The organism is Salinispora pacifica CNR114 (assembly GCF_000514775.1).
GTDB lineage: Bacteria > Actinomycetota > Actinomycetes > Mycobacteriales > Micromonosporaceae > Micromonospora > Micromonospora pacifica.
Genome location: NZ_AZWO01000006.1, coordinates 19,710 through 43,909, shown reverse-complemented (window position 1 = coordinate 43,909; position 24,200 = coordinate 19,710). Strand labels below are relative to the sequence as shown.

The 24,200-nt window shown below is 71.7% G+C and carries 26 protein-coding genes; 19 read left to right on the top strand and 7 right to left on the bottom strand.

Translation table 11 applies throughout. The annotated features are described in order from the left end of the window. The first annotated feature begins 8 nt into the window (after nucleotides 1–8). Nucleotides 9–1,466, top strand: a complete 1,458-nt coding sequence (locus B118_RS0104810; protein WP_018810899.1) for an AAA family ATPase — start codon at nucleotides 9–11, stop codon at nucleotides 1,464–1,466. Between the two features lie 56 nt (nucleotides 1,467–1,522). After that, entirely contained in the window at nucleotides 1,523–2,350 is an 828-nt protein-coding gene (locus B118_RS0104805; RefSeq protein ID WP_018223282.1) for a DUF2567 domain-containing protein, read from the top strand. Here the strand turns inward: B118_RS0104805 and B118_RS0104800 are convergent. Further along, nucleotides 2,265–2,963, bottom strand: a complete 699-nt coding sequence (locus B118_RS0104800; protein ID WP_018223283.1) for an LON peptidase substrate-binding domain-containing protein — start codon at nucleotides 2,961–2,963, stop codon at nucleotides 2,265–2,267. The two genes, B118_RS0104805 and B118_RS0104800, sit on opposite strands and share 86 nt — an antisense overlap. A 107-nt stretch (nucleotides 2,964–3,070) precedes the next feature. Here B118_RS0104800 and hisD point away from each other — a divergent pair, with 107 nt between their 5' ends. The 10 genes from hisD (at nucleotide 3,071) to hisF (ending at nucleotide 10,515) form a co-directional block, all read left to right on the top strand. Beyond that, on the top strand, nucleotides 3,071–4,393 hold the full coding sequence (hisD, locus tag B118_RS0104795; RefSeq protein ID WP_028192449.1) for a histidinol dehydrogenase: 1,323 nt from the start codon (nucleotides 3,071–3,073) through the stop codon (nucleotides 4,391–4,393). Continuing rightward, nucleotides 4,390–5,466 (top strand): histidinol-phosphate transaminase, encoded by a 1,077-nt coding sequence (locus B118_RS0104790; RefSeq protein ID WP_018223285.1) that lies wholly within the window; start codon nucleotides 4,390–4,392, stop codon nucleotides 5,464–5,466. The genes hisD and B118_RS0104790 overlap by 4 nt, the downstream gene beginning before the upstream one ends. Further along, nucleotides 5,463–6,074: an imidazoleglycerol-phosphate dehydratase HisB gene (hisB, locus tag B118_RS0104785; RefSeq protein WP_018223286.1), complete on the top strand. Its 612-nt coding sequence runs from the start codon at nucleotides 5,463–5,465 to the stop codon at nucleotides 6,072–6,074. The genes B118_RS0104790 and hisB overlap by 4 nt, the downstream gene beginning before the upstream one ends. Nucleotides 6,075–6,105: 31 nt before the next feature. Then, a complete protein-coding gene (locus tag B118_RS32330; RefSeq protein ID WP_018223287.1) occupies nucleotides 6,106–6,279 on the top strand; it encodes a hypothetical protein in 174 nt (57 codons plus the stop codon). Then, nucleotides 6,276–6,941, top strand: coding sequence for an imidazole glycerol phosphate synthase subunit HisH (gene hisH, locus B118_RS0104775; RefSeq protein ID WP_018810900.1), 666 nt, complete (start codon nucleotides 6,276–6,278; stop codon nucleotides 6,939–6,941). Before B118_RS32330 ends, hisH begins: the two co-directional genes overlap by 4 nt. Then, nucleotides 6,938–7,261 (top strand): hypothetical protein, encoded by a 324-nt coding sequence (locus B118_RS0104770; RefSeq protein ID WP_018810901.1) that lies wholly within the window; start codon nucleotides 6,938–6,940, stop codon nucleotides 7,259–7,261. The genes hisH and B118_RS0104770 overlap by 4 nt, the downstream gene beginning before the upstream one ends. 16 nt (nucleotides 7,262–7,277) lie before the next feature. After that, nucleotides 7,278–8,003 (top strand): bifunctional 1-(5-phosphoribosyl)-5-((5-phosphoribosylamino)methylideneamino)imidazole-4-carboxamide isomerase/phosphoribosylanthranilate isomerase PriA, encoded by a 726-nt coding sequence (gene priA, locus B118_RS0104765; RefSeq protein WP_018223290.1) that lies wholly within the window; start codon nucleotides 7,278–7,280, stop codon nucleotides 8,001–8,003. Between the two features lie 172 nt (nucleotides 8,004–8,175). Further along, entirely contained in the window at nucleotides 8,176–8,625 is a 450-nt protein-coding gene (locus B118_RS0104760; protein WP_026270608.1) for a MarR family winged helix-turn-helix transcriptional regulator, read from the top strand. Nucleotides 8,626–8,630: 5 nt separating this feature from the next. Further along, nucleotides 8,631–9,635: an NADP-dependent oxidoreductase gene (locus B118_RS0104755; RefSeq protein ID WP_018223292.1), complete on the top strand. Its 1,005-nt coding sequence runs from the start codon at nucleotides 8,631–8,633 to the stop codon at nucleotides 9,633–9,635. A gap of 112 nt (nucleotides 9,636–9,747) precedes the next feature. Continuing rightward, the gene (gene hisF / locus B118_RS0104750) at nucleotides 9,748–10,515 is read left to right on the top strand and encodes an imidazole glycerol phosphate synthase subunit HisF (protein WP_018810903.1); all 768 of its coding nucleotides are present in this window, start codon (nucleotides 9,748–9,750) and stop codon (nucleotides 10,513–10,515) included. 34 nt (nucleotides 10,516–10,549) lie between these two features. Here the strand turns inward: hisF and B118_RS0104745 are convergent, their stop codons facing one another. Together B118_RS0104745 and yczE are read right to left on the bottom strand one after the other, a co-directional pair. Next, nucleotides 10,550–11,011, bottom strand: coding sequence for a hypothetical protein (locus B118_RS0104745; protein ID WP_018223294.1), 462 nt, complete (start codon nucleotides 11,009–11,011; stop codon nucleotides 10,550–10,552). A gap of 142 nt (nucleotides 11,012–11,153) precedes the next feature. Further along, nucleotides 11,154–11,795: a membrane protein YczE gene (gene yczE / locus B118_RS0104740; RefSeq protein WP_018223295.1), complete on the bottom strand. Its 642-nt coding sequence runs from the start codon at nucleotides 11,793–11,795 to the stop codon at nucleotides 11,154–11,156. Nucleotides 11,796–11,856: 61 nt separating this feature from the next. Between yczE and yczR the strand changes: the two genes are divergently transcribed. After that, the gene (gene yczR / locus B118_RS0104735) at nucleotides 11,857–13,314 is read left to right on the top strand and encodes a MocR-like transcription factor YczR (RefSeq protein WP_018810904.1); all 1,458 of its coding nucleotides are present in this window, start codon (nucleotides 11,857–11,859) and stop codon (nucleotides 13,312–13,314) included. Between the two features lie 59 nt (nucleotides 13,315–13,373). After that, on the top strand, nucleotides 13,374–14,681 hold the full coding sequence (locus B118_RS0104730; RefSeq protein ID WP_026185802.1) for a low temperature requirement protein A: 1,308 nt from the start codon (nucleotides 13,374–13,376) through the stop codon (nucleotides 14,679–14,681). Nucleotides 14,682–14,778: 97 nt separating this feature from the next. Here the strand turns inward: B118_RS0104730 and B118_RS0104725 are convergent, their stop codons facing one another. Next, nucleotides 14,779–15,408 (bottom strand): TIGR03085 family metal-binding protein, encoded by a 630-nt coding sequence (locus B118_RS0104725; RefSeq protein WP_018810905.1) that lies wholly within the window; start codon nucleotides 15,406–15,408, stop codon nucleotides 14,779–14,781. A gap of 129 nt (nucleotides 15,409–15,537) precedes the next feature. Between B118_RS0104725 and B118_RS0104720 the strand changes: the two genes are divergently transcribed. Together B118_RS0104720 and B118_RS0104715 are read left to right on the top strand one after the other, a co-directional pair. Next, nucleotides 15,538–17,415 carry an ABC transporter ATP-binding protein gene (locus tag B118_RS0104720; protein ID WP_050592783.1) on the top strand — a complete coding sequence of 626 codons (1,878 nt, stop codon included), beginning with the start codon at nucleotides 15,538–15,540 and terminating at the stop codon, nucleotides 17,413–17,415. Between the two features lie 96 nt (nucleotides 17,416–17,511). Further along, on the top strand, nucleotides 17,512–19,278 hold the full coding sequence (locus B118_RS0104715; protein ID WP_043541017.1) for an ABC transporter ATP-binding protein: 1,767 nt from the start codon (nucleotides 17,512–17,514) through the stop codon (nucleotides 19,276–19,278). A 22-nt stretch (nucleotides 19,279–19,300) separates the two neighbouring features. Here B118_RS0104715 and B118_RS0104710 read toward each other — a convergent pair whose 3' ends face one another. The 3 genes from B118_RS0104710 to B118_RS0104700 are packed head-to-tail and all read right to left on the bottom strand — an operon-like array spanning nucleotide 19,301 to nucleotide 21,459. Continuing rightward, nucleotides 19,301–19,939 carry a TetR/AcrR family transcriptional regulator gene (locus B118_RS0104710; protein ID WP_018810907.1) on the bottom strand — a complete coding sequence of 213 codons (639 nt, stop codon included), beginning with the start codon at nucleotides 19,937–19,939 and terminating at the stop codon, nucleotides 19,301–19,303. 30 nt (nucleotides 19,940–19,969) lie between these two features. Then, nucleotides 19,970–20,725, bottom strand: coding sequence for an ABC transporter permease (locus tag B118_RS0104705; protein ID WP_018223302.1), 756 nt, complete (start codon nucleotides 20,723–20,725; stop codon nucleotides 19,970–19,972). Further along, nucleotides 20,722–21,459, bottom strand: coding sequence for an ABC transporter ATP-binding protein (locus tag B118_RS0104700; RefSeq protein WP_018223303.1), 738 nt, complete (start codon nucleotides 21,457–21,459; stop codon nucleotides 20,722–20,724). Before B118_RS0104700 ends, B118_RS0104705 begins: the two co-directional genes overlap by 4 nt. 118 nt (nucleotides 21,460–21,577) lie before the next feature. Between B118_RS0104700 and hisI the strand changes: the two genes are divergently transcribed. The 3 genes from hisI to B118_RS0104685 are packed head-to-tail and all read left to right on the top strand — an operon-like array spanning nucleotide 21,578 to nucleotide 24,158. Further along, nucleotides 21,578–22,018 (top strand): phosphoribosyl-AMP cyclohydrolase, encoded by a 441-nt coding sequence (gene hisI, locus B118_RS0104695; RefSeq protein ID WP_018223304.1) that lies wholly within the window; start codon nucleotides 21,578–21,580, stop codon nucleotides 22,016–22,018. After that, nucleotides 22,015–23,568 carry an anthranilate synthase component I gene (locus B118_RS0104690; protein WP_018223305.1) on the top strand — a complete coding sequence of 518 codons (1,554 nt, stop codon included), beginning with the start codon at nucleotides 22,015–22,017 and terminating at the stop codon, nucleotides 23,566–23,568. Before hisI ends, B118_RS0104690 begins: the two co-directional genes overlap by 4 nt. Then, the gene (locus B118_RS0104685) at nucleotides 23,565–24,158 is read left to right on the top strand and encodes a Trp biosynthesis-associated membrane protein (protein WP_018810908.1); all 594 of its coding nucleotides are present in this window, start codon (nucleotides 23,565–23,567) and stop codon (nucleotides 24,156–24,158) included. Before B118_RS0104690 ends, B118_RS0104685 begins: the two co-directional genes overlap by 4 nt. The last annotated feature ends 42 nt before the right edge of the window (nucleotides 24,159–24,200 follow it).

Here is a 24,200-nt window from a genome sequence, read left to right as displayed (position 1 = left end):
GCGGCAGCATGGAGCTGGGAGGGCGAGCCGTGGAGGGCAGCGAGACCGGCTGGGGCCAGCCCGCCGAACCGGCACCGCGGTGGCGGGCGTTGCTCGACCGGGCGAGGCTCGGTAGCCGTGCCGCTGAGCCAGCCGGGCCGGACCGGTCGGGGCATGCGGCTCAGGCCGAGTCATTGCCCCGACGGGCCGACGGCAACGGCTACGCGGCCCGCGTGCCGGCAGTCGGGTCGCACGTGCCGGGCTCGGGCTTGCCGCCCGCCGAGGTGTCGTATGGCGCGGAGGCGCGAACCTACGGGGCCGATCCGCGGGACGCGGGGCACCGGGGTGCTTACCGGGCCGAGCGGGGATTACCGGCCGATCCGGCGTATGGGGCTGATCCGGGCTACCGGGCCCCGCTGCCGCCGGCTCCGGAGCCCCGCTACTCCGAACCGGAGGCAGCGCCGGCGCCGTCCCGCTATGCCTTGCTGGACAACGGCTACCGGCATGCTCCGCCGGCAGCGAACGGCTACCGGACTCAGCCGGCGCACCCGGCTGAGCCCGGGTATCGGCCGGGGAACGACTATCGGCCTGAGCCGGCGTATCGGCCTGAGCCGGCTTACCAGCCCGCGGTAGGCCGGGGCTACGCTCGACTGGAGTGGCGGCCGCAGTCGGCGCGGAGTGGATCGGAGCGCGCGGCAAACGTACTCCGGGGGGAGCTCGGCGGCCCCCGGGTGCTGGCGTTCGCGAATCCCAAGGGTGGAGTGCACAAAACCACCGCGACCGTGCTGGCCGCCGCGACCGTCGGCAGCGTACGCGGCCGGGGCGTACTGGCCTGGGACGACAACGAGCTACGGGGCACGCTCGGGCTGCGTGCGGGCAGTGCCCGGCACGCCCGTACCATTCGGCACCTGATCAGCGACCTCGCGCACATCGAGATCAAGGATGGGCCGCAGCTGCTGGAGCAGCTCGACGACTATCTCCGGCACGCCTCAGACGGCTCGTACGACGTGCTGGCGGGTGAGGAGAGTCCCCGGTTCGCCCAACGGCTGGACCAGTTCACCGTCCGGCGGGTGCTGGAACTGCTCCGCCGCACCCACGACGTGATCTGCGTGGACACCGGCAACAACGTGGAGAGCCCCAACTGGCGTACCGTCATGCAGGCCGCCGACCAACTTGTGGTCACCACGGTGCCGCGGGAAGACGCCGCGTTCAGCGCGGACTGGATGCTCGACCTGCTACACGAGGTGGGCATGGGGGAGTTGGCTGACAACGCGGTGACCCTGATCTCGTGCCCGACCCCAGGGCACAGTGAGCTCCGGGCCGACCTGGAACGACACTTCGCTACCCGGACCCGGGCGGTGACTGTGGTGCCATATGACCCGATCCTGGAGTCCGGCTCGTCAATCGAGTACCACCAGCTCCAGCCGGCGACCCGGGAGGCGTGGTTGAGCGCCGCCGCGGTGATGCTGGAGCCGTTCGCCCGCTGAGTGGCGTGTCGTCCACCGGCGCCCCATGGCGCCGCCACTCCTGAGAGGATCATCGGGTGAGCGCGGACACCCCCGACCCCGACCGGCCCAGATCCGGGGCCGAACCGCCGTACGTCGAGTCGCTGGGCGATGGCCGCACGTCGCCGTACCCAGATCGTGCCTCGGCCGTCGGGCCGGTACCACCGGCCTCATTGACCTGGTACGAGGCGCCGTCCGTTGCCGCGGCGCCGCGGCAACGGCTCCGGCCGCAGCTCGGGTGGGCGGCGGCGGGAGCGTTCGGGGTGATGATCCTCGGGGTTCCGCTGGGGTTGCTCTGGGCCACGCTGGCCCCCGACACCCCGGTGCTGCAGACCGAGTCGGGTGCTGTCTACGGCGAGTCGCAGCCGGAGCAGCCGATCGCTGCCGACGGCTGGTTCAGCCTGCTCGGTCTCGGCTTCGGCGTCCTGGTCGCGGTCGGCCTCTGGTTCCTGCTGCGCCGCTCGCGGGGCCCGATCGGACTGGCTGCCGCCGTGCTGGGGTCGCTGGGCGCGGCGCTGGTCGCCTGGCAGGTTGGCCAACAGGTGGGGCTGGCCACCTTCGAGCACCTGTTGGCGACCGCCGCGGAGGGGCAGACCTTCGGACAACCCGCGCAACTGCGAGCCGGGGGAGTGAGGTGGGTGGGTCCCCTGCCGGTGCCGTACGGCAACGTGCTGCTGCCCGCGTTTGGCGCGGCGGTCGGCTACACCCTGCTGGCGGGCTGGTCCCGTTGGCCGTCGTTGCGCCCGGAGCCGACACCCGACTGGTCGACCGGGCCGGGCGTCAGTTGGGCGTCGGCGGAGACGCCAGCTCCTTCAGCGGCACCGGAACCGCCCGGACCCGGCGCAGCAGAGCCGCCTCGCGGGTGAGCAGTCGCAGCTCGGCGCGGAGCCGGTCAGCGGTGCCGTCGATGGCGAGTAGCCGCTGTCGGTCGGCGAGGGTCAGCGCGGCCGTCGCGGCGACCAGGTGCGACAGGACGGTTGGGTCCTCCGGGAGCTGCTCCGAGGCCTCCTCCGGTTCGGCGCGGATCAGGCCCAGGTACTGGCGGAAGACCGCGGTCACCCGGGCGGACAGCTCTCCCGCCTGGTCCGGGGGGTGCGGCTCGGGCAACCACTCGACCTCGGCAGTCAGGTACGGCGCGCTGGCCCGGTGGACGCTGTCTATCCGGAACCGCTGCCGACCCACGGTGACGATGTCGTAGCCCCCGTCCGGCAGCTCGGTCACCTGGCGCAGCTCGGCGGTGCAGCCGACCTCGTGCAGCGTGACGTCGGCGTCGGGCAACGGGCGGCCGTCCGGCGCGGTGGGAGCGACCTCCCAACCGGTCCGGATCGCCACCACGCCGAACTCGCGTGGCCGCTGCTCCGGGAGGGTGAGTAGGTGGCGCACCAGGGCCCGGTATCGGTCTTCGAAGATGTGTAGCGGCAGCACCAGACCGGGGAAGAGAACGGTCCCGAGCGGGAACACCGGCAGCCGCGCAGTCACGGGTCGAGGGTAGCCCGATCCGGCTCCGGAGGGTGTGTCTCGGCTCATCGTCTCGCCGTGTGGGCGGTGCCGGTCAGCCCGGACCCGAGCCGCCTAGACTCGCAAGGGTGTTGCACCGGATTGACCTACGTGGCGGGGTTCGTGACCCGCGCCGCCTGCTGCCCCGTGCCCGGCTCGACGTCTCCGCGGCTGTCGAGCAGATCCGTCCGCTCGTGGCGGCGGTGCGGGAGCATGGTTACCCGGCGATCCGGGCGGCGAGCGAGCGGTTCGACGGGGTCTCGCCGGAGGTGCTGCGGGTCCCGGCGGAGGCGATAGCCGAGGCTGAGGGCACGCTCGACCCGCGGGTTCGCGCCGCGTTGTCGGAGTCGATCAACCGGGCCCGCCGGGTGCACGCCGCGCAGCGTCGCAGCGACCACACCACGCAGGTCGTACCGGGCGGCACGGTGACCGAGCGCTGGGTGCCGGTTGACCGGGTCGGGCTCTACGTGCCCGGTGGTCTGGCGATGTACCCGTCAACGGTGGTCATGAACGTGGTGCCCGCGCAGGAGGCCGGGGTACGTGAGCTGGTTGTGGCCAGTCCACCGCAGAAGGACAACGGCGGGTTGCCCGAGCCGCGGGTACTCGCCGCCTGCGCCCTGCTTGGGGTGACCGAGGTGTACGCCGTCGGCGGCGCGCAGGCGGTGGCGATGCTCGCGCACGGCAGTGCGGTTGACCCGGACAGCACCGCCTTCTGTCCGCCGGTTGATCTGATCACCGGGCCGGGCAATATCTGGGTCACCGCCGCCAAACGGTTGCTGCGGGGTGTGGTGGGCATCGACGCCGAGGCGGGTCCCACCGAGATCGCGATCTTGGCCGACCACACCGCCGACCCGGTGCATGTGGCCGCCGACCTGATCAGCCAGGCCGAGCACGACCCGCTCGCGGCGAGTGTGCTGGTCACCCCGTCGGTGGAGCTGGCCGACGCGGTGGACCGGGAGTTGGCCCGGCAGGTACCGGCGACCCGGCACACCGAGCGGGTGAGCACCGCGCTCACCGGAGAGCAGAGCGGCGTCGTCCTCGTCGCGGACCTGGCGGCCGGGCTGCGGGTGGTGGACGCCTATGCGGCCGAGCATCTGGAAGTCCAGACCGAGAGTGCCCGCGAGTGGGCGCTGCGGGTGCGCAACGCCGGAGCGATCTTTATCGGGGCCTGGTCACCGGTGTCGCTCGGCGACTACTGCGCCGGCTCCAACCATGTGCTGCCCACCGGGGGCTGCGCCCGGCACTCGTCGGGCTTGTCGGTGCAGTCCTTTCTGCGCGGTGTCCACCTGGTGGAGTACACGCAGGACGCGCTGCGGGATGTGGCGCCGCACGTGGTCGCCCTGGCGACGGCGGAAGACCTGCCGGCACACGGCCAGGCGGTCACCGCCCGGCTGCCGGAGGGAGCGTCGTGACCAGCTGGGACGACCTGCCGATCCGGGCGGATCTGCGCGGGCTGACCCCGTACGGGGCGCCGCAGCTGGATGCCTCGGTTCGGCTGAACACGAACGAGAACTCGTACCCGGTGCCGGAGGCGGTGGCCGAGACGATCGGCCGGGCGATCGCCGCCGAGCTGCGGGACCTCAACCGGTACCCGGACCGGGACGCGGTGGCGCTCCGTGGCGACCTGGCGGCGTACCTGGGCGCCGGGTTCAACCTGGACCACATCTGGGCGGCCAATGGCTCCAACGAGGTCCACCAGCAGTTGCTCCAGGTCTTCGGCGGGCCGGGACGGACCGCGCTCGGTTTCCTGCCGGCGTATTCGATGCATCCGCTGCTGGCGCTCGGCACCGGCACCCGGTGGGCGCCGGCCCGGCGCGGCGTCGACTTCGGGCTGACCGTCGCCGCGGCGGTGGCACAGGTCCGTGAGCACCGCCCGGACGTGGTCTTTCTCTGCTCACCGAACAATCCCACCGGCACCGTCCTGGACCTGGCCGTGGTCACGGCGGTGCTGGCCGAGGCGCCGGGGATGGTGGTGGTCGACGAGGCGTACGCGGAGTTTGCCCGGGCCGGCACGGTCAGCGCCCTGTCGCTGTTGAGCGACCATCCCCGGCTGGTGGTGACCCGCACCATGAGCAAGGCGTTCGGGTTCGCCGGCGGCCGGCTGGGCTACCTGGCCGCCGACCCGGCGGTGGTGGCGGCCGTGCAACTCGTCCGGCTGCCCTACCACCTGTCGGCGCTGACGCAGGCGGCGGCGCGGGCCGCCCTGGCGCATCGCGACGAGTTGCTGAGCACTGTCTCGGCGATCCGGGTGCAGCGGGACCGGATCGTGACCGAGCTCCGGGCCCGCGGTCACCGGGTCGCCGACAGCGACGCCAACTTTGTGCTGTTCGAGGTCGGCGGGGACCAACGGGCCGCCTGGCAGGTCCTGCTCGACGCCGGGGTACTGGTTCGCGATGTCGGCCTGCCCGGCTGGCTGCGGGTCACCGCCGGCACCCCCGCCGAGACCGATGCCTTCCTAATCGCTGTGGAGAAGCTTTCGTCATGAGTCGCACCGCCCGGGTTGAGCGGGTCACCAAGGAAACCAAGGTTCTCGTCGAGGTCGACCTCGACGGTAGCGGCAAGGCCGACATCGAGACCGGTATCGGCTTCTATGACCACATGCTGCACCAGGTCGCCCGGCATGGCGGGTTTGATCTCACCGTGCACACCGTCGGCGACCTCCACATCGACGCGCACCACACGATGGAGGACACGGCGTTGGCGCTGGGCGTCGCGGTTGATCGCGCGCTGGGTGACCGGGCGGGCATCCGGCGGTACGGCTCGGCTACCGTTCCGATGGACGAGGTGTTGGTCCGGGCCGCCGTTGACCTCTCGGGTCGGCCGTACGTCGTGCACGACGAGCCGTCGCTCGCCCCGTACATCGGACCGGTCTACCCGACGAGCATGACCCGACACATCTGGGAGTCCTTCGGTCAGTCGGCCCGGGTCACGCTGCACGTTGACGTGCTGCGGGCGGCCCGGCCGGGCGGACATCCGGACGCCCATCACGTGGTGGAGGCCCAGTTCAAGGCGGTGTCCCGGGCATTGCGCGAGGCGACGGCCGTGGACCCGCGGACTGCCGGCGTGGTGCCCAGCACGAAGGGGAAGCTGTGAAAGTCCTGGTCGTGGGTGGAGGGTGGCGCTGATGGGTGGGGTGCTGCCGATCCTGCTGCTGATTCTGGCTGGGGTGCTGGTCGGCGGGGCGGTCTCGTTGCACCGACAGGGGGTGCCGCGGGGCGCGGTGCTCACCACCGCGGCGCTGGCCATGTTGGCGGCGGTTGCCGGGGGCCTGTGGTTGCTGCCGGGGGAGGGCTCGTGAGCAGGGTCGTGGTGCTGGACCACGGGTCGGGGAATCTCCGCTCCGTGGAGCGCGCCCTCGCGGCGGCCGGCGCGGAGGTGACGGTGACCGACGATCTGGCCGCCGCTGCCGAGGCGGACGGCCTGGTGGTCCCCGGTGTCGGGGCTTTCGCCGCCTGCATGGCGGGAATAGCGGCGTTGGGCGCCGGTCCGGTGATTGTCGAGCGGGTCGCCGCCGGCCGCCCGGTGCTCGGCATCTGCGTCGGGATGCAGGTGCTCTTCGAGCGCGGTGCCGAGCACGGTGTGGTGACCGATGGTCTCGGGTTGCTGCCCGGGCAGGTGGGTCAACTCCCCGCTGCGCGGCTGCCGCACATGGGCTGGAACACGGTCGCTCCGCCGGCCGATTCGGTGCTCTTCGCCGGTCTGGCCGAGAGCCGGTTCTACTTCGTGCACTCATACGCAGCGGACGGGGTGGCCGCGTTGGCTGCTGCCGGTGTCGCCGTAACCACCGCCCACCACGGGGCGGAGTTCGTGGCGGCCGTGGAGCGGGGTCCACTCAGCGCCGTCCAGTTCCATCCGGAGAAATCCGCCGATACTGGTGCCGCGCTGCTGCGCAACTGGTTGCGCACGCTTTCGTCGAGCGGTCAGCCGGCGACCGGCCACGCTGCTGGGGGCCGTCGGTGAGCAAGGAGCGGGCGCGGCGTCGGGCTGCTCGGGAGGCGGAGGCAGCGCAGCGGCGGGCGGTGCGGCAGCGGCAGCTCGCCCGGCAAGCCGAGCGGCGGGCGCTGCTTCGTCGGCTGACTCCGACGGTACGCCGGGGGCGGATCGGCCGGCTGCCCCGGCGGACCCGAGGTGAGCGCGCCGCGATCGTGCTGTCCACGGTGGCCGTGATCCTGATGATCTGGACCCTGGTAGATGATCTTGCGTTGCGGTTCGGGCTGGTCGCGCTCCTGCTGCTCGTACTGCCGGCGATCGTGGTGATCGCCCTGGACCGCCGTTCCTGATCCGAGGAGATTTGCTGTGAGCCTAACCCTGTTGCCCGCTGTTGATGTCGCTGACGGGCAAGCGGTCCGGTTGGTGCAGGGCGCCGCCGGTAGCGAGACCGCCTACGGTGATCCCTTCGACGCCGCATTGGCCTGGCAGCGGGACGGGGCGGAGTGGATTCACCTGGTTGACCTGGATGCGGCGTTCGGCCGGGGCTCCAACGCGGAGCTGCTCGCCGATGTGGTGCGTAGCCTGGATGTGCGGGTGGAGCTCTCCGGCGGAGTCCGGGACGATGCGTCGTTGCGGGCCGCGCTGGCGACCGGGGCCGCTCGGGTCAATATCGGCACCGCCGCGCTGGAGGATCCCCAGTGGTGCGATCGGGTCTGCGGCGAGTACGGCGACCGGGTGGCGATCGGCCTCGACGTGCGTGGGCAGACCCTCTCCGCCCGGGGCTGGACCCGGGACGGCGGCGACCTGTGGGAGGTACTGGCGCGGCTGGACCGGGCCGGCGCGTCCCGGTACGTGGTCACCGACATCACCAAGGACGGCACGATGCGCGGGCCGAACCTGGAGCTGCTTCGTGAGGTCTGCGCCCGCACCAGCGCACCGGTGATCGCGTCCGGTGGGGTCTCGACCCTGGCCGATCTGCGTGCGCTGGCCGCCCTGGAGCCGGTCGGGGTGGAGGGGGTAATCGCCGGCAAGGCGCTGTATGCGGGTGCCTTCACCGTGGCCGAGGCGTTGCGGACACTGGCCGACGCCTGATCGCACCCGACGCTTGATCTCACCCGGCGCCCTTGCCGGGCTGGCCACCCGCCGGCGTCGTCAGCCCAGCGTCCGGGTGTGTTGTCCCTCGTACCGGTGGTTTCTGAGCCAGGAGGGCGACGTAGCCCACGGTTTAGTTGTGCACAACTAAACCGTGGGCTACGCTTTTCTGGTGACCGATGATCTGGCGTTGCGGCGGCAGGTGTGCTTCGCGCTCTACACCGCGTCGCGCGCCATGGCCGATGTCTATCGGCCCATCCTCGCCGAGTTCGGGCTGACCTATCCGCAGTACCTCGTGCTGCTGGTGCTCTGGGAGGGCGAGCAGGAGCAGCTGCCGACCGTCTCTGACCTCGGCGCTCGGCTGCAGTTGGACTCCGGAACGCTCTCCCCCCTGCTCAAGCGGCTGGAGGCGGCGGGCCTGGTGACCCGGCGGCGGTCGGCGGCCGACGAACGACGGGTGGTGGTGGAGCTCACCCCGGCGGGGCGGGCCCTGCATGGGCGGATGGCCGACCTTCCCCGCCAACTGGCCCAGGCGACCGGGCTCGGCGCGGACGATCTCGTCGTCCTACGCGACACCCTCAACCGGATTACCAGTACGATCCACCAACACAAGGAGCAGTAGCGACCATGAGTAAGACCGCAAACCGCGAGATCCAACTAGCCTCGCGGCCGCAGGGTTGGCCGACCGAAGAGAACTTCCGGTTGGTCTCCACCGACATCCCCACCCCGGGTCCGGGGCAGATCGTGGTGCGGAACACCTTTATGTCCGTCGACCCGTACATGCGGGGGCGGATGAATGATGTCGCCTCCTACGTCCCGCCGTACGCGCTGGACGCGCCGCTCGACGGTGGGGCGGTCGGTGCGGTGGTGGCGAGCGAGGCCGACGACTTCGCCCCCGGCGATACGGTGCTCCACTCGCTCGGCTGGCGGGAGTACGCGCTGCTGGACGCGACGACCGTTCGGAAGGTCGATCCTGCCCTCGCCCCGGTCAGCACGTACCTCGGGGTGCTGGGAATGACCGGGCTCACCGCATACGCCGGACTGCTCGAGGTCGCCGCGATGCAGCCGGGGGAGACCGTCTTCGTCTCCGGCGCGGCCGGTGCGGTGGGGAGCATGGTTGGCCAGATCGCCAAGCTTCGCGGCGCCGGTCGGGTGGTCGGCAGCGCCGGCTCGCCAGCCAAGGTCGAGCGGCTGCGGGCGCTTGGCTTCGACGCTGCCTTCGACTACCACGAGGCCCCGGTGCGGGAGTCGCTCGGCGCCGCCGCGCCGGACGGGATCGACGTCTACTTCGACAACGTGGGCGGCGAGCACCTGGAGGCGGCGATCGGCGCGATGCGGCCGAACGGCCGGGCCGCGATCTGCGGGATGATCGCGCAGTACAACGCGACCGAGCCGCCGGCCGCCCCGCGCAACCTGGCAATGATCATCAGCAAGCGGCTCACCCTGCGCGGCTTCATCGTCTCCGACTACGGGCAGTTGGGCGAGCAGTTCGTGCAGGAGGTTGGCGGCTGGCTGCGCGACGGGAAGCTCAGCTACGACGAGACGATGATCGACGGCATCGAGAACGCCCCCGCGGCCTTCCTGGGCATGCTCCGCGGCGAGAACCTCGGCAAGATGCTGGTCCGGGTGTGAGTCGGGGTCCCGCCGCGCCTCGGCGGTAGGGACGCATCTTCCGCAACGCGATCCGCCGGTGGCCGGCCGCACACGATGGCCACCGGCTGATCGCGTTGGCTAGGCTGGCGGCATGTCCCTGGCCGTACGCGTGATTCCCTGCCTCGACGTGGACGCCGGGCGGGTGGTCAAAGGCGTCAACTTCCGTAACCTGCGGGACGCGGGTGACCCGGTGGAGCGGGCCGCGGCGTACCATCGGGCGGGCGCTGATGAGCTGACGTTCCTGGATGTCACCGCCTCGGTGAGCGACCGCGGCACGATGCTGGATGTGGTCCGCCGTACCGCGGAGTCAGTCTTTATTCCGCTCACCGTCGGTGGCGGGGTGCGGCAGGTCAGTGACGTTGACGCGCTGCTGCGCGCGGGGGCGGACAAGGTCGGCGTGAACACCGCCGCGATCACCCGCCCCGAGCTGATCGCTGAGGTCGCGGAGCGGTTCGGCCGGCAGGTGCTGGTGCTCTCCCTCGACGTGCGGCGCGCCCCCTCCGCCACCACGACCAGCGGGTTCGAGGTGACCACGCACGGCGGCCGGCGTGGTACCGGCATCGATGCCATCGACTGGGCGCGGCGCGGCGCCGAGCTGGGCGCGGGTGAGATCCTGCTCAACTCGATGGACGCCGACGGCACCAAGACCGGGTTTGACCTGGAGCTGATTCGCACGGTGCGGGAGATGGTCAACGTGCCGGTGGTCGCCAGCGGGGGCGCGGGGGAGGCGGGTCACTTCCCGCCGGCGATCGACGCCGGCGCCGACGCGGTGCTCGCCGCGAGCGTCTTCCACTTCGGCCAACTCACCGTCGGTGAAGTCAAGGACGCGCTGCGCGAGGGTGGTCACCTGGTCTGCTGAGCCGCCTCGCCGGTGGGTGGGCGGGCTGCGTCGGTCAGTCCCGGCGGGCGTGATGCCGCGAAGATTGTCGCCGCGTCGGGATGGAACGTACCGCGTACTCCTGGACCGCCGCCGCGTGCTCGGCCTCGTCGAGCTGCCAGTCCGCGTCGCCCGGGGTGTGCCGACGGCTCAACACGTCCTGCACGGTGTCGACTGTGGTGGCCAGGCCGGCGTGGGGACGGGTGCGCCAGAGCCGTTCCCCCTCCGGTGTGATCCGGAACCAGCCGTCGGTGACACTGACCAGGCCGGTGCCGACCAACCGGCGGACCGCCACCTCGACCTCATGCCGTTCGGGGATCGCGCGGTTGAGGTGGTCGGCGGTGGAGAGAACATCGGTGAGCCGAACCCCTAACGGCCGCCGGCTGGACGCTGCTCGGCGGTGCCGGCCGGCGCCATGTGCGATCACCAACGAAACGAAGATCCACGCATCCGTCCACTGCCACTGTCTCTCCCCCATGGCCAGATTGTGCCGATCCCGCGCCGGAAAGGAAACACCTCCTCCCTTTGGACTACAACGGGTCGTCCTTTGCGTCGCTAGCGGTGAGCCGGACAGCCGCCGGGGGGCGGCGGGACGGGGACGGTGCGCGGGAGCACACGGTTCAACCGGGAGCCGGGACTGGGGTGGGGTTGGGCGGAGGAGGGACCGTCACGCGGGGCAGCACGAACTGGGTCAGCGGGCCGATGGTCAGGGCATACGCCACCGTGCCGGGGCCGACCGCTCCGCCGAGCAGCCAGCCCAGCCCCAGTACGGCGACCTCGATGGTGGTGCGGACGAGCCGGATCGAGAATCGTGGCCGGCGGGCGACGAAGCCGGTCATCAGGCCGTCGCGGGGGCCGGGGCCGAGCCGGGAGCCGAGATAGAGCCCGCTCGCCGTGCCGTTGGCGACGATCCCGCCGACGAGTAGGGCGGTTCGGGTGGCGAGCGGCAGGTCCGCCGGTAGTAGGGCGAGGGTGGCGTCCACCACGAGCCCGACCACCACCACATTGCTGACCGTGCCGAGGCCCGGCCGCTGCCGTAGCGGGATCCACAGCAGCAGCACCAGCGCCCCGACTGCGATGGTCACCGTGCCGAAGGAGAGCCCGGTGTGCCCGGCGATCCCTTGGTGGAAGACGTCCCAGGGGTCCAGGCCGAGGCCGGAGCGGATTAACAGGGCCATGCTCACGCCGTAGAGGCCGAGTCCAGCGTAGAGCTGGGTCAGCCGTCGCGCGGGCCGGTAGCTGAGATTGCCAATCTGTTGCACGCATGCCAATCTAGTAACCAATTAGGCAACCAGTAGAGCCAATTATGGTGGAGTGGCCCCCATGGCGAGTCAGATACGTGGAAACCAATTAACCCGGCTGCTCGGCCAGTGGCATGCGCTCCCCGGTCGCCGGCGCAGCCCCGACTACGCGGCACTGGCCGCCGCCGTCCGGGGGCTGCTCGCCGACGGGCGGCTTCCGCTGGGCGCCCGCCTGCCGGCCGAGCGCGAGCTGGCCGAGGCGCTGCGGATCAGCCGCACCACGGTCACCGCGGCGTATCGGGAACTCCGGGACAGCGGCCACCTCGCCAGCCGGCGCGGTGCCGGCAGCTGGACCATGCTCCCCGGCAACCATCGGATGGCGGGGAGCGGCCTGTGGACTCCGCTGGACGATCGCGAGATGCTCGATCTTGGCGTTGCGGCCCTGGCCGCCCCGCCTGAGCTGCTGCCGGCCGCCCAAGCCGCCGCCGCAGACCTGCCCCGCTACCTGGGTGGGGCGGGCTACCACCCGACCGGTATCAGCGAACTGCGGGAGGCCATCGCCCGCACGTACGACGAACGGGGCCTACCCACCTCACCCGAGCAGGTCATGGTCACCAATGGCACCCAGCACGCCCTGGACCTGGTGCTTCGTCTCACACACGCTCCGGGTAGCGGCGTCCTGGTGGAGGCGCCCAGCTACCCGAACGCCCTGGCCGCGCTGCACGCCCGGCGGGCCCGCATCAGCACCCACGGACTCGCCCGGGACTATCCCGGTTGGGACGCTGAGCTCCTGCTCGGCGCCCTCCGTCAGGGGCGACCCAAGCTGGCCTACCTGATCCCCGACTTTCAGAACCCGACCGGCCATCTGATGCCGGCCCAGCTGCGGGAGCGCGTGGTCGCCACCGCTCACGCCGTCGGTTCCGAACTGGTGATTGATGAATCCTTTGTGGACCTATCCTTGGCCGGTGGGGTGATGCCTCCGCCCACGGCCAGCTTCGACCGACACTCCCGGGTGCTCACCGTCGGGGGGATGAGCAAGGCGTACTGGGGCGGGCTGCGGATCGGCTGGATCCGTGCCTCCGCGCCACAGGTGCAGCGGCTCGCCGCCGTCCGAGTCGGGGTGGACATGGCGAGTCCGGTACTGGACCAGCTGGTCGCCGTCCACCTGCTGGCGCAGCGGCCGGCGATCGTGGCGGCCCGGCGAGCCCAGCTCACCGCCCAGCGGGACGTCCTGCTCGGTGCCCTCGCCGAGCGCCTGCCCGAGTGGCGGGTGACCGTGCCGCACGGCGGAGTAACCCTCTGGGCGGAGCTCGACGGTCCGGTCTCCAGCGCACTCGCCCGCGCCGCCGAGCAGGCGGGCGTCCGCCTCGCCCCCGGCCCCCGGTTCGGTCTGGACGGGACGCTGGAGCGCTTCCTGCGGTTGCCGTTCACCCTGCCCGGCCCGGAGTTGGTGGAGGCGGTTAGCCGGATCGCGGCCGTCCGCTACGACCTGGACCGCGCCGGCCGGCCGCAGTGGTCGGAGCCGGCGGTCATCGCCTGAATCGGGTAGCGCCGGCGGAAGTCGCCCGCGGCAGCCGGTCCCGCTGGGAGACTGGCCGGGTGGAGCGCGAGAGCCGGGTCCGCTGGTCGCCGGCGATTCAGCCGGGCGCGCCCGGCTCCCGGACCACCCGCCTCGAGCTCTTCTACGATCTGGTCTTCGTATTCGCGTTTCTCAACGTCACTGAGCTGGCCGCCGTTGACCTCAACGTGCCTGTCCTCCTGCGGTCTCTGCTGGTGCTGGCGTTGCTCTGGTGGTGCTGGGTGGGCTTCGCCGCCCTCGGCAACGTGATCCGCGTTGATCAGGGCAGCGTCCCGCTGGTCGGGTTCGTCACCACGGCAGCGGTCTTCGTACTCGCGCTGAGTAGCCCGTCGGCGTTCGTGACGACACCCGAGGGCCTGGCCGGTCCGCTGCTCTTCGCTGCCTGCTACTGCCTCGTGCGGGTGCTCCAGGTGGGTGTCTTCGGCTGGGTGGCGCGGTCAAATCCGAAGTTGCGTCGGCGCTGGCTGCTGCTGCTCGCGCCGGCGTTGACCGCCACCGCCCTGTTGGTCGCCGCCGCGTTGGTGCCGCAGCACCTCCTCCAGGGCGACGCCGAGCGGCTGCTCCGGCTCACGCTCTGGATCGCCGCGATCGGTGTCGAGTACGGCGCGGGCCTGGGTGTGCGGGGGACGGTGACCTCCGCCGCGCACTGGGCGGAACGGTACGGCTTGATCGTGTTGATCGCCCTGGGGGAGTCGATCATCTCGCTGGGGCTCGGACCAAACCTGGCCGCCGACAGCCTGCCGCTGACCGCGCCAGTTGTGCTGGCGGCGGTGGTGGGTATCGCCATCATCGCCGTGCTGTGGTGGGCGTACTTCGACAGTCTCGCGGTCGGGATGGAGCACGCCCTGTACCGGACCCAGGATCCGGATGCGCGGCGCAGACTCGCCCGCTACGCCTACACCTATCTGCATCTGCCGCTGGTGGCGGGGATCATCCTGTTCGCCCTGGCCCTGAAGCGGCTGCTGCATGACCTGGCGGATCCGCAGACACCGGCTTGGGGGCTACCCCTGCCGGTCATTGAGGCGCTGAGCCTCTACGGCGGTGTGATCATCTACCTGGTCACCCTGATCGCGTTGGGCGCCGTGGCACCCCGCAAACTCCGCTGGCCGCCGGTCACCGCGGTCGCGCTGCTTCTCCCACTGATTCCGCTGTCCCACCGGCTGCCGGGTCTGCTCGCCCTGGTGTTGCTGTTGGCGGTGTGCCTGTTGCTGTTGATCGTGCAGTTCGTTGTGGACGCGCCGAACCGGCATCAGATCCGTGAGACGGCGCTGCGGGAACAGTTGGCAACCGAGGCCAAGCAGGACGAGTGGCGCGGCCGGAACCTGTGACCACTCCGGTATCGCCAGCCCGGACGGCGGGACAATCCCGCCGTCCGGGCGGTTCAGGCGCGGCTGGCCGGTGGCACTTTGCGACCGTGCGGTCGTTTCACAGCCCCAACTGGGCGTCGCGCAGCCGGTCGGCCGGGCCCGCCGGGCCGTCGATCTGCACCCGCGCCGCCCGTTGCCGTCCGCTCAGGAAGAGCACCAACTCGCTGGGGGCGCCCACCAACCGGAGCTGCTCGCCGCCCCGCCCGGCGGCTCGCTGCCCGTACCCCGGGGCTTGGACCAGCACCTCGGCTGGGAAACGGCGCAGCGTCAGCCGAGCCAGTCCCGCTGCCCGCTGCCACAGCGCCTGTTGCAGCCCCGCGGGCAGGTCGCGGGGCTGCCAGTCGGCCTGTGCCCGGCGAACGTCCTCGTGGTGGATGAAGAACTCCATCGTGTTGACCGCCCCGTCGAGCAGCGGATTGCTGATCGGGCTCCACACCGGCGGCCGTCGTACCTGGTCAACCAGGCTTTCCCAGGGGCGGGCGGCGAGCTTCTGGCGGACCCGCTCGGCGTACCCGCGCAGCGGCGGCAACAGGATGCCGGCGGCGGCGTCCGGGCGGCGTTCCCGCAACACCAGGTGGGCGGCGAGGTCCCGGGTAGTCCAACCCGCGTTGAGCGTCGGTGCGTCCGGTCCCAGCGTCTGCATAAGGTCGGCGAGCGTCTTCCGCTCCGATCGGGCGTACTGCGGCATCCCTTGATGGTAGGCCCATTACCTCCGGATACCTCGGTCGCGCCGCATGAGAATGGCCTCCGAGTCGTCGGACCTGCTTCCGGCAGGTAAGGATGGGGGAGACAGCGGCGACTTACGGCGGGGGAGAACGTGGCGAGCGGAACGAGTCGGGACGTGCTCTGGCGAGGGCTGGTCGTCCTCGGTCGGGCGATTCGGGAACAACCCAGGATCTTCGCGGTCGCGGCGAGCTCCAGTGTGCTCTTCGGGCTGCTGGTCGTCACCAGCGCGTACGTGGTGGGTGCGGTGGTCGGCGACGTGGTCGTACCGGCGATCGCCGAGGGCTCGGTGCCCACCGCCGCGCTTGCCCTGGCCGCCGCCGCGCTGTTCGGGCTCAGCGTGCTGCGGGTGGTCGGCATCCTCGGTCGTCGACTCGGCGCCGGCTACATGCAGTTTCGGCTCCAGGCCGCCTACCGTCGTCGGGTCACCCGCCGCTATCTTGACCTGCCGCTCTCCTGGCACCAGCGCAACGCCACCGGCACCCTGCTGTCCAACGCGAACTCCGACGTCGAGGCCGCGTGGCACCCGGTGGCCCCGCTGCCCTTCGCCGTGGGCACGCTGGTGATGTTGGTCGGTGCGGTGGTCTCACTCTTCGTCACCGACTGGGCGCTCGCCCTGGTCGGGTTGGGTGTCTTCCCGGCGCTCTTCGCGCTCAACGTCGTCTACTCCCGCCGGATGGCCCCCCGGCAGGCCCGCGCCCAGCGGCTGCGGGCCGAGGTCAGCGGTATCGCCCACGAGAGCTTCGACGGCGCGCTGGTGGTCAAGACGATGGGCCGGGAGGCGCAGGAGACTGAGCGGTTCGCCGCGCGCGCCCGCGACCTGCGGGACGCGCTGGTGTCCGTGGGCCGGCTGCGCGGCGTCTTCGATCCCATGCTGGAGACCCTGCCCGGCCTCGGGACGCTCGCCGTGCTGGTCGTCGGCACCCTCCGGTTGCGGCAGGGCGCGATCAGTGTGGCCGAGCTGGTCAGCGTCGCCTTCCTCTTCACCGTGCTGGCGTTCCCGGTGCGGGCGATCGGCTGGGTCCTGGCCGAACTGCCGCGTAGCGTCGCCGGCTGGGAACGGGTCCGGCGGGTACTCGACGCCACCGGCGAGATGCCGTACGGCCCGATGTCGTTCGACTCCGCCGACGCCGGCCCGGCAACGCTCACCTTCCGTGACGTCCACTTCGCGTACGAGCCGGCCGAGGCGCACCTGCCCGGCGCCGAGGTGCTGGGTGAGGTCGGTTTCACCGTGCCGGCGGGGCGGACGGTCGCCCTGGTCGGGCCGACCGGCGCGGGGAAGTCCACCATCGCCTCGCTCGCTGTTCGGTTGGTCGACCCGCGTGCGGGCGCCGTCAAGATCGACGGGATGGACGTACGCGACCTCACCGCGGACTCGCTGGCCCGTACCGTCGCGCTCGTGGCGCAGGTGCCGTTCGTCTTTGACGACTCGGTGCGGGCGAACATCACCCTGGACCGGCCCGGCCTCGGTGATGACCAGGTCTGGGCGGCGTTGCGGTTGGCGGGAGCGGATGGCTTCGTCGCGGCTCTCCCGGAGGGCCTGGACACCCGGGTCGGCGAGCGGGGCACGTCGCTGTCCGGGGGGCAGCGGCAGCGGCTCACCCTGGCCCGAGCCCTCGTCGGTCGGCCGCGTCTGTTGGTGCTGGATGACGCGACCAGCGCGGTCGATCCGCGGGTGGAGGCGGCGATCCTGGCCGGGCTGCGCGCCGCGGAGCCGGGGAGCGCGGCGACGTCGATCCTCGTGGTCGCCTACCGGCGGGCGACCATTGCCCTCGCCGACGAGGTGGTCTACCTGGAGCACGGGCGGGTGGTGGCCCGGGGCACGCACACCGACCTGCTCGCCACCGTGCCCGGCTACGCCGACCTGGTCACCGCCTACGAGCAGGCCGACGTGGAGCAGGCCAAACAGCAGGGGTACGAGGAGGTCCCGCCGCCGCTGACAACCGGCCTCGAACTGGAGGTGGACCGGTGAGGCAGTCGCGAGCGGAGGGTGGACTGGTGAGCGCGAGGAGTGAGCTTGCGAGCCCCGCAGTCGCGAGCGGAAGGTGGATCAGTGAGTAGTGGCACCATGGCGCCGGAGGCGGCGGCTGAGTCGACCTGGCGGACGCTGCGGCGGGGCTTGGCGCTCTCCCCGGAGTTGCGGGTCGGGTTGGCGGGCACGCTCGGCCTGGCGCTGGTCTACATGGTTGGTCGGGCGGCCGTGCCGGTGGCGGTGCAGCAGGGCATCGACAACGGTATCGCCGGCGGCCTCCGCCTGGATGTGGTCTGGGCGGTGGTGACCGTCACCACGGCGGTGCTCGTGGTGACCACGACCTGTGGCTACCTCATGATGCGGCGGTTGTTCACGGTCAGCGAGACCGCCCTCTCCAACGTTCGGGTGCGGGCCTTCCGACATGTCCACGACCTGTCGATGCTGCACCAACAGTCCGAGCGGCGTGGGTCGTTGGTGTCCCGGGTGACCAGCGACGTCGACCAGATCACCCAGTTCCTCCAGTGGGGCGGTGTGATCCTGCTGATCAACCTCGGTCAGCTGGTGGTCACCACCGCGGTCATGCTCACGTACTCCTGGCAACTGACCCTGGTGGTGTACGCGGCGTTCGGCCCGGCGGTGTTCGTGATCCGGCTGATCCAGCGGCGGCTCGCCGGCGCGTACGGGGTGGTACGGCAGCGCACCGGCGCACTGCTCGGCGCGATCGCCGAGAGCGTGGTGGGCGCGTCGGTGATCCGGGCGTACGGCATTTCCGGGCGCACCGGGCGCCGGTTGGACGAGGCGATCGACAGCCAGCGGCGGGCCCAGCAGCGGGCTATCCGGATCAGCATCCTGGGTAGCTCGGTCGGGGAGATCGCGGCCGGGTTGGCGTTGGCCGGCGTGGTGGTGTTGGGTGTGCTGCTCGGCGCCGACCGTACGTTGAGCGTCGGTGAGGTGACCGCGTTCCTGTTCCTGGTGACCCTCTTCGTGCAGCCGGTACAGATCGCCACCGAGGTACTCAACGAGGCGCAGAACGCGATCGCCGGCTGGCGACGGGTACTCGACGTGTTGGATGTCGAGCCGGATGTCGCGGACCCCGGCGAGTCGGGGCGGGAGCTTCCGCCGGGTCCGCTGGATCTCCGCTTCGTCGGGGTGGGTTTCGCCTATCCGGGCGGCGCACCGGTTCTGCACGACATCTCGGTGGAGATTCCGGCGAAGAGCCGGGTGGCGGTGGTCGGTGAGACCGGCAGCGGGAAGACGACGTTCGCGAAGCTGCTCACCCGGCTGATGGATCCGACCGAGGGGGACGTGCTGCTCTCCGGGGTGCCGTTGCGGGAGGTGCGGTTCGGCTCGCTGCGTTCGCGGGTGGTGATGGTCCCGCAGGACGGGTTCCTCTTCGACGCCACGGTCGCAGACAACGTCCGTTTCGCCCGACCGGACCTCACCGACGCGCAGCTCACCGCCACCTTCGTGGAGCTGGGGCTGGCGGACTGGCTGGACAGTCTCCCGGCCGGCCTGGACACCCCGGTGGGGGAGCGTGGTGAGGCGTTGAGTGTGGGCGAGCGGCAGTTGGTCGCGCTCGCCCGCGCGTACGTCGCCGACCCGGATCTGCTGGTGCTCGACGAGGCCACCAGCGCGGTCGATCCGGCGACCGAGGTGCGTCTGCAGCGCACCCTGGACGCGGTGACCCGGGGCCGGACCACGCTCGCCATCGCACACCGGCTCTCCACGGCACAGGCGGCCGACGAGGTGATCGTGGTGGATCGAGGGCGGATCGTGCAGCGGGGTGCGCACGAGGAGCTGGTCCGCGACGCCGAGTCGGTGTACGGGCAGCTCTACGCCTCGTGGCTGGAGCAGACCCGGTGACTGCGGCGGGGCGAGCCGAGCCTCAGCCCTCCGGCGGGGTGACCCGGCTCCGCCGGTGGGGTGGCTGGCCCTCCAGCGGGGCGGTGAGATAGCGCTGCATGGTGGGGCCGACGGAGCTGATGAGTGTTTCGGGGGCAGCGCTGGCGATCGGTTCGAGCCGGAGCACGTGGCGCGCCATCGCCAGGCCGAAGAGTTGGCTGGCCACCAGCGACCCGCGCAGCGGTGCCTGCGCCGGGTCCACGTCGAGGTGGTCGAGGACCGGGCGCAGTACCTGCGTGGTGAGGAATTCGCGCAGCAGCCGAGCGGTCCACTCGTTGCTGACCGCCGAGCGCAGCAGCGCCACCGCGGGGGTACCGGCGGGGGAGTCCCAGATGCTGAGGAAGGCGCCGACCAGCCGTTCTCCGATCTGGTCCGGGTCCCCGGCGAGTATCGTCGGCACCACCTTGGCCGGGTCGGCCGGGGCGTTCATCGCGGCGAGGAAGAGTTTGTCCTTACTGCCGAAATAGTGGTGCACCAGCGCCGGATCCACGCCGGCGGTGGCGGCGATGGCGCGGATGGAGGCTTGGTCGAAGCCCCGTTCGGCGAAGGTGGTCCGGGCCGCCGCCAGGATCGTCGCCCGGGTGTCCGGGTTGCCGGGTCGCCGTCCGATCCGCCGCGCCATCGTCGTCCTTCGCTCGTCGCCGTCGCCGGGTCAGCCGCTGCGTCGTCGCAGGGTGGCGGCGGCGAGTACCAGCGCCAGCACCGCGGCGCCGCCCACGATCGCAAGGTCGCGCCACATCGTTGCGGTCGGTTCGGCGTTCGAGCCGATTTCCTGCAACGCCTCGACCGAGTACGACAGGGGCAGGACGTCGCTGACCGCCTGGAGCCAGCCGGCCATCTCGGTGCGGGGGACGAAGAGCCCGCAGAGCAGTAGCTGTGGGGCGACCACGACCGGCATGAACTGTACGGCCTGGAACTCGGTTCGGGCGAAGGCACTGCAGAGGAGCCCGAGCGCGACCGCGAGCACGGCGTTGACCGCCGCGATCAGGATGACCAGCCCGCTGCTACCGGCGGTGTCGAGATCGAACAGCCAGTAGGCCACCGCGGCGGCGACCGCCGCCTGCACCACGGCGGCCAGGCCGAACGCGATGCCGTACCCGAAGAGCAGGTCGAGTTTGCCCAACGGGGTGGTGAGCAGCCGTTCCAGCGTGCCGCTGGTGCGTTCGCGAAGCATCGCGATGCTGGTCACCAGGAACATGATGATGAAGGGGAAGAACCCCAGCAGCACCAGCGCGATCCGATCGAACGGCGCCGGCTGGCCGGGCGGTGTCGGCTGGTCGACGTACATGTAGTAGACCACGGTGAGCAGCGCCGCCGGCACGACCACGAGCAGCGCGACCGTGCGCCGGTCATGACGCAGTTGGCGCAGGATGCGGCCGGTGGTGGCGGCGAGGATCCGGGGATTCACGACGCCTCCTGCCCGGCCGTACCGGCCTCGACTGCCTGGATCATTCGTAGGAACGCCTCCTCCAGGTCGTCCACGCCGGTCGCCGCGCGTACCGCTGCTGGTGTGTCGTTCGCGATCAGCCGCCCTTCGCGAATCAGCAGGAGTCGGTCGCAGCGGGCGGCCTCGTCCATCACGTGGCTGGAGATGAGCAGGGTGGTGCCGGCCGCGGCCAGCGCGTGGAATCGGGCCCAGAGCTCCGCTCGTAGCACCGGATCCTGACCGACGGTCGGCTCGTCGAGCACGAGCAACTCGGGGTCGCCGACCAGCGTGCAGGCCAGTGCGGCGCGGCTGCGCTGCCCGCCGGAGAGGGTGGCGACCAGCTGGCCGGCGGCTGCCCGCAGCCCGACGTCGGCCACGGCCTGGTCGGCCTGGGCGGCGCCTCGCCCCTGTAGGGCGGCGAAGTAGCGGGCGTTTTCCCGGACGGTCAGGTCCGCGTAGACGCTCGGCGTCTGGGTCAGGTAGCCGACTCGGCGGCGTAGCTGTGCGGCACCGGCCGGGTGGCCCAGGACGGTGACCGCGCCAGCGGTGACGACCTGCACCCCGACCAGTGCCCGCAGGAGTGTGGTCTTTCCGCTGCCGCTCGGCCCGAGCAGGCCGGTCACCGTCCCGCACGGCACGGTGGCGTTGATTCCGGATAGCACCCGTCGCCCGCCCCGGTCGACAACCAGGTCACGAAGGGCGATGGCGTCCTGCATCGCGCACCTCCGGGTAGAAGATCGACTGTTTAACTCAACGGTAGTTGAATTGTGCGGGGTGAGCAAGGCGCACGGGTGCCGTACCACCCGCCGGTCGGGTATCGGAGAATGGGTGACTATGCCCGTACCTGACGCGCCGTCGCCCGGCGCCCTGCCCGGCTCGGACCCGAGCGGCGGTCCGGCTCGGCCGTCCCGCCTGGACCCGGCCATCGCCGCGCGCCTCCGCCGTACGTCGGACGGGCTCCTCGCCGCGGTGGTCCGCCAGCACGGCTCCGCCGAGGTGCTGATGCTCGCCTGGATGGACGACGAGGCGCTACATCGGACGCTGACCACGGGCCGGGCCACCTACTGGTCTCGTAGCCGCGGCGAGTACTGGGTCAAGGGCGCGACCTCCGGACATCACCAGTACGTCCGCGCCGTCGCCCTCGACTGTGACGGAGACGCCCTGCTGGTCGACGTCGACCAGGTCGGCCCGGCGTGTCACACCGGCCGGCGGAGCTGCTTCCACAACGACCTGCCGGTCACCGGTGGGTCCGGCGAACGGCGGGCCCGGCCATGACCGACGGCACCGTCCGTCCGGACGAGACGAGCTTCGTCGAGCAGGCCGCCGGGAGGCGGGTGGTGCCGGTCACCCGGCGGCTGCTCGCCGACGCGGAGACGCCGGTGGGCGTCTACCGCAAGCTGGCCGGCGGTCCGGGCACCTTCCTCCTCGAATCCGCCGAGCAGGGCGTTGGTTCAACCGGCATGACCTGGTCCCGGTACTCCTTCATCGGGGTCCGCAGCGCGGCCACCCTGACCGAACGCGACGGCGTCGCGGTGTGGACGGGTCAGCCGCCGGCGGGGCTACCCATGGCTGGCGACCCGGTCGCGGTGCTTCGGGACACCGTCGCCGCCCTTGCCGGGTCACCCCCCGATGACACTGGCGGGCTGCCGCCGCTGACCGGCGGCATGGTCGGCTACCTCGGGTACGACCTGGTCCGGCACTTCGAGCGGCTGCCCGAGCGCACCGAGGACGACCTCGGTCTGCCCGCGTTGGGAATGATGCTCGCCACTGATCTGGTGGTGCTCGACCACTACGACGGTTCGGCGCTCCTGGTGGCCAACGCCGTCCTGCCACCGCCTCAGGCACCGGATCGGGCGGCGGCGGTCACCGCCGCGTACCACCACGCGGTCGGGCGGCTGGACGCGATGACCGCCGCGCTGTCCCGGCCGATTCCGCCGATGACCTCCACCGTTGGCGCAGCGCCCGTCGGGGACGTGCGCTGCCGTACGCCCAACGGCGGCTACCAGAAGGCGGTGGTGGCGGCCAAGGAGGCGATCAGCGCCGGCGAGTGCTTCCAGATCGTGCTGTCGCAGCGCTTTGAACGGGCGACCGACGCCGACCCGCTCGACGTGTACCGGGTGCTGCGGACCACCAACCCCAGCCCATATATGTACCTGCTGCGCTTTGACGGCTTCGACATCGTCGGTTCGTCTCCCGAAGCGCACCTGAAGGTGGCCACCGAGGTGGACGGAGAACGGCGCGCCCTGCTGCATCCGATCGCCGGCACCCGGCCGCGCGGCAGCTCGCCCGAGGCCGACGCCCAGCTCGCCGCCGAACTCCTCGCCGACCCCAAGGAGCGCTCGGAGCACGTGATGCTGGTGGATCTGGGCCGCAACGACCTGGGGCGGGTCTGCCGGCCCGGCACGGTCGAGGTACCCGAGTTCGCCACGATCGAGCGGTACAGCCACGTGATGCACATTGTCTCCACGGTGGTCGGTGTACTCGCCGAGGACCGCACCGCCTTCGACGCGCTCGTCGCGACCTTCCCGGCGGGCACTCTCTCCGGTGCCCCCAAGGTGCGGGCGATGGAGCTGATCGAGGAGCTGGAGCCGGTGCGGCGGGGGCTCTACGGCGGCACCGTGGGCTACCTCGGCTTCGGCGGTGACCTCGACATGGCGATCGCGATCCGTACCGCGCTGATCCACGGTGGGCGCGCGCACGTGCAGGCCGGCGCGGGCGTGGTGGCGGATTCGGACCCGGCGGCCGAGGAGCAGGAGACGCGGAACAAGGCGGCCGCCGTGCTGGCCGCCATCGCCGCGGCCGAGACCCTGCGTGCGGCCCGGTGAGCGCCGGGGACGGGGTCGGTCCGGGGCGCGCCGGGGACGGGGCCAATCCGGGGCGGCCCCGGCCCGGCCGGCGGGAACTGCTCTACGCCGTGCTCCTCGGGGTGGCCGGAGCGGGCCTTTCGATCTGGGCGGTGAGCCAGGCCTGGGTCGTTGAGCTGGCCCCCCGTCCGGCCCCGTTGCCACCGGTCCGCGTCGCCCGCACCGGCGCGCAGCTGTTGCCCTGGCTGCCCGCGCTGGCCCTGGTCACCCTCGCCGGATGGGGCGCGGTGCTGGCCACCCGGGGGCGGGTCCGGCGGCTCCTGGGCGGTGTGCTGACCGGGCTCGCGATGGCGGTGGCCGCTGGTGGTGGGTATGGCCTGGTCGCGGGGTTCAGCGGCGCGATTAGTCGGCAGTGGCCGTTGCTCTGCCTGTTCGGTGGGGGGTGTGCCGCGGTCGCCGGCGTGCTGACCGCGGTCCGGGGGGAACGGTGGTCGGTGATGGGTGCTCGATACGAGCGGCCGGCGGGGGCCACGACCGGCCCGGTGTCGGGCCGGAGCGCCAGGGACGCGTGGGATGCCTTGGACCGGGGCGCTGATCCGACGGACGACTGACGCCGACCGCCGGCCGCTGCCGGCGACCGCGGCCGGGTCCGG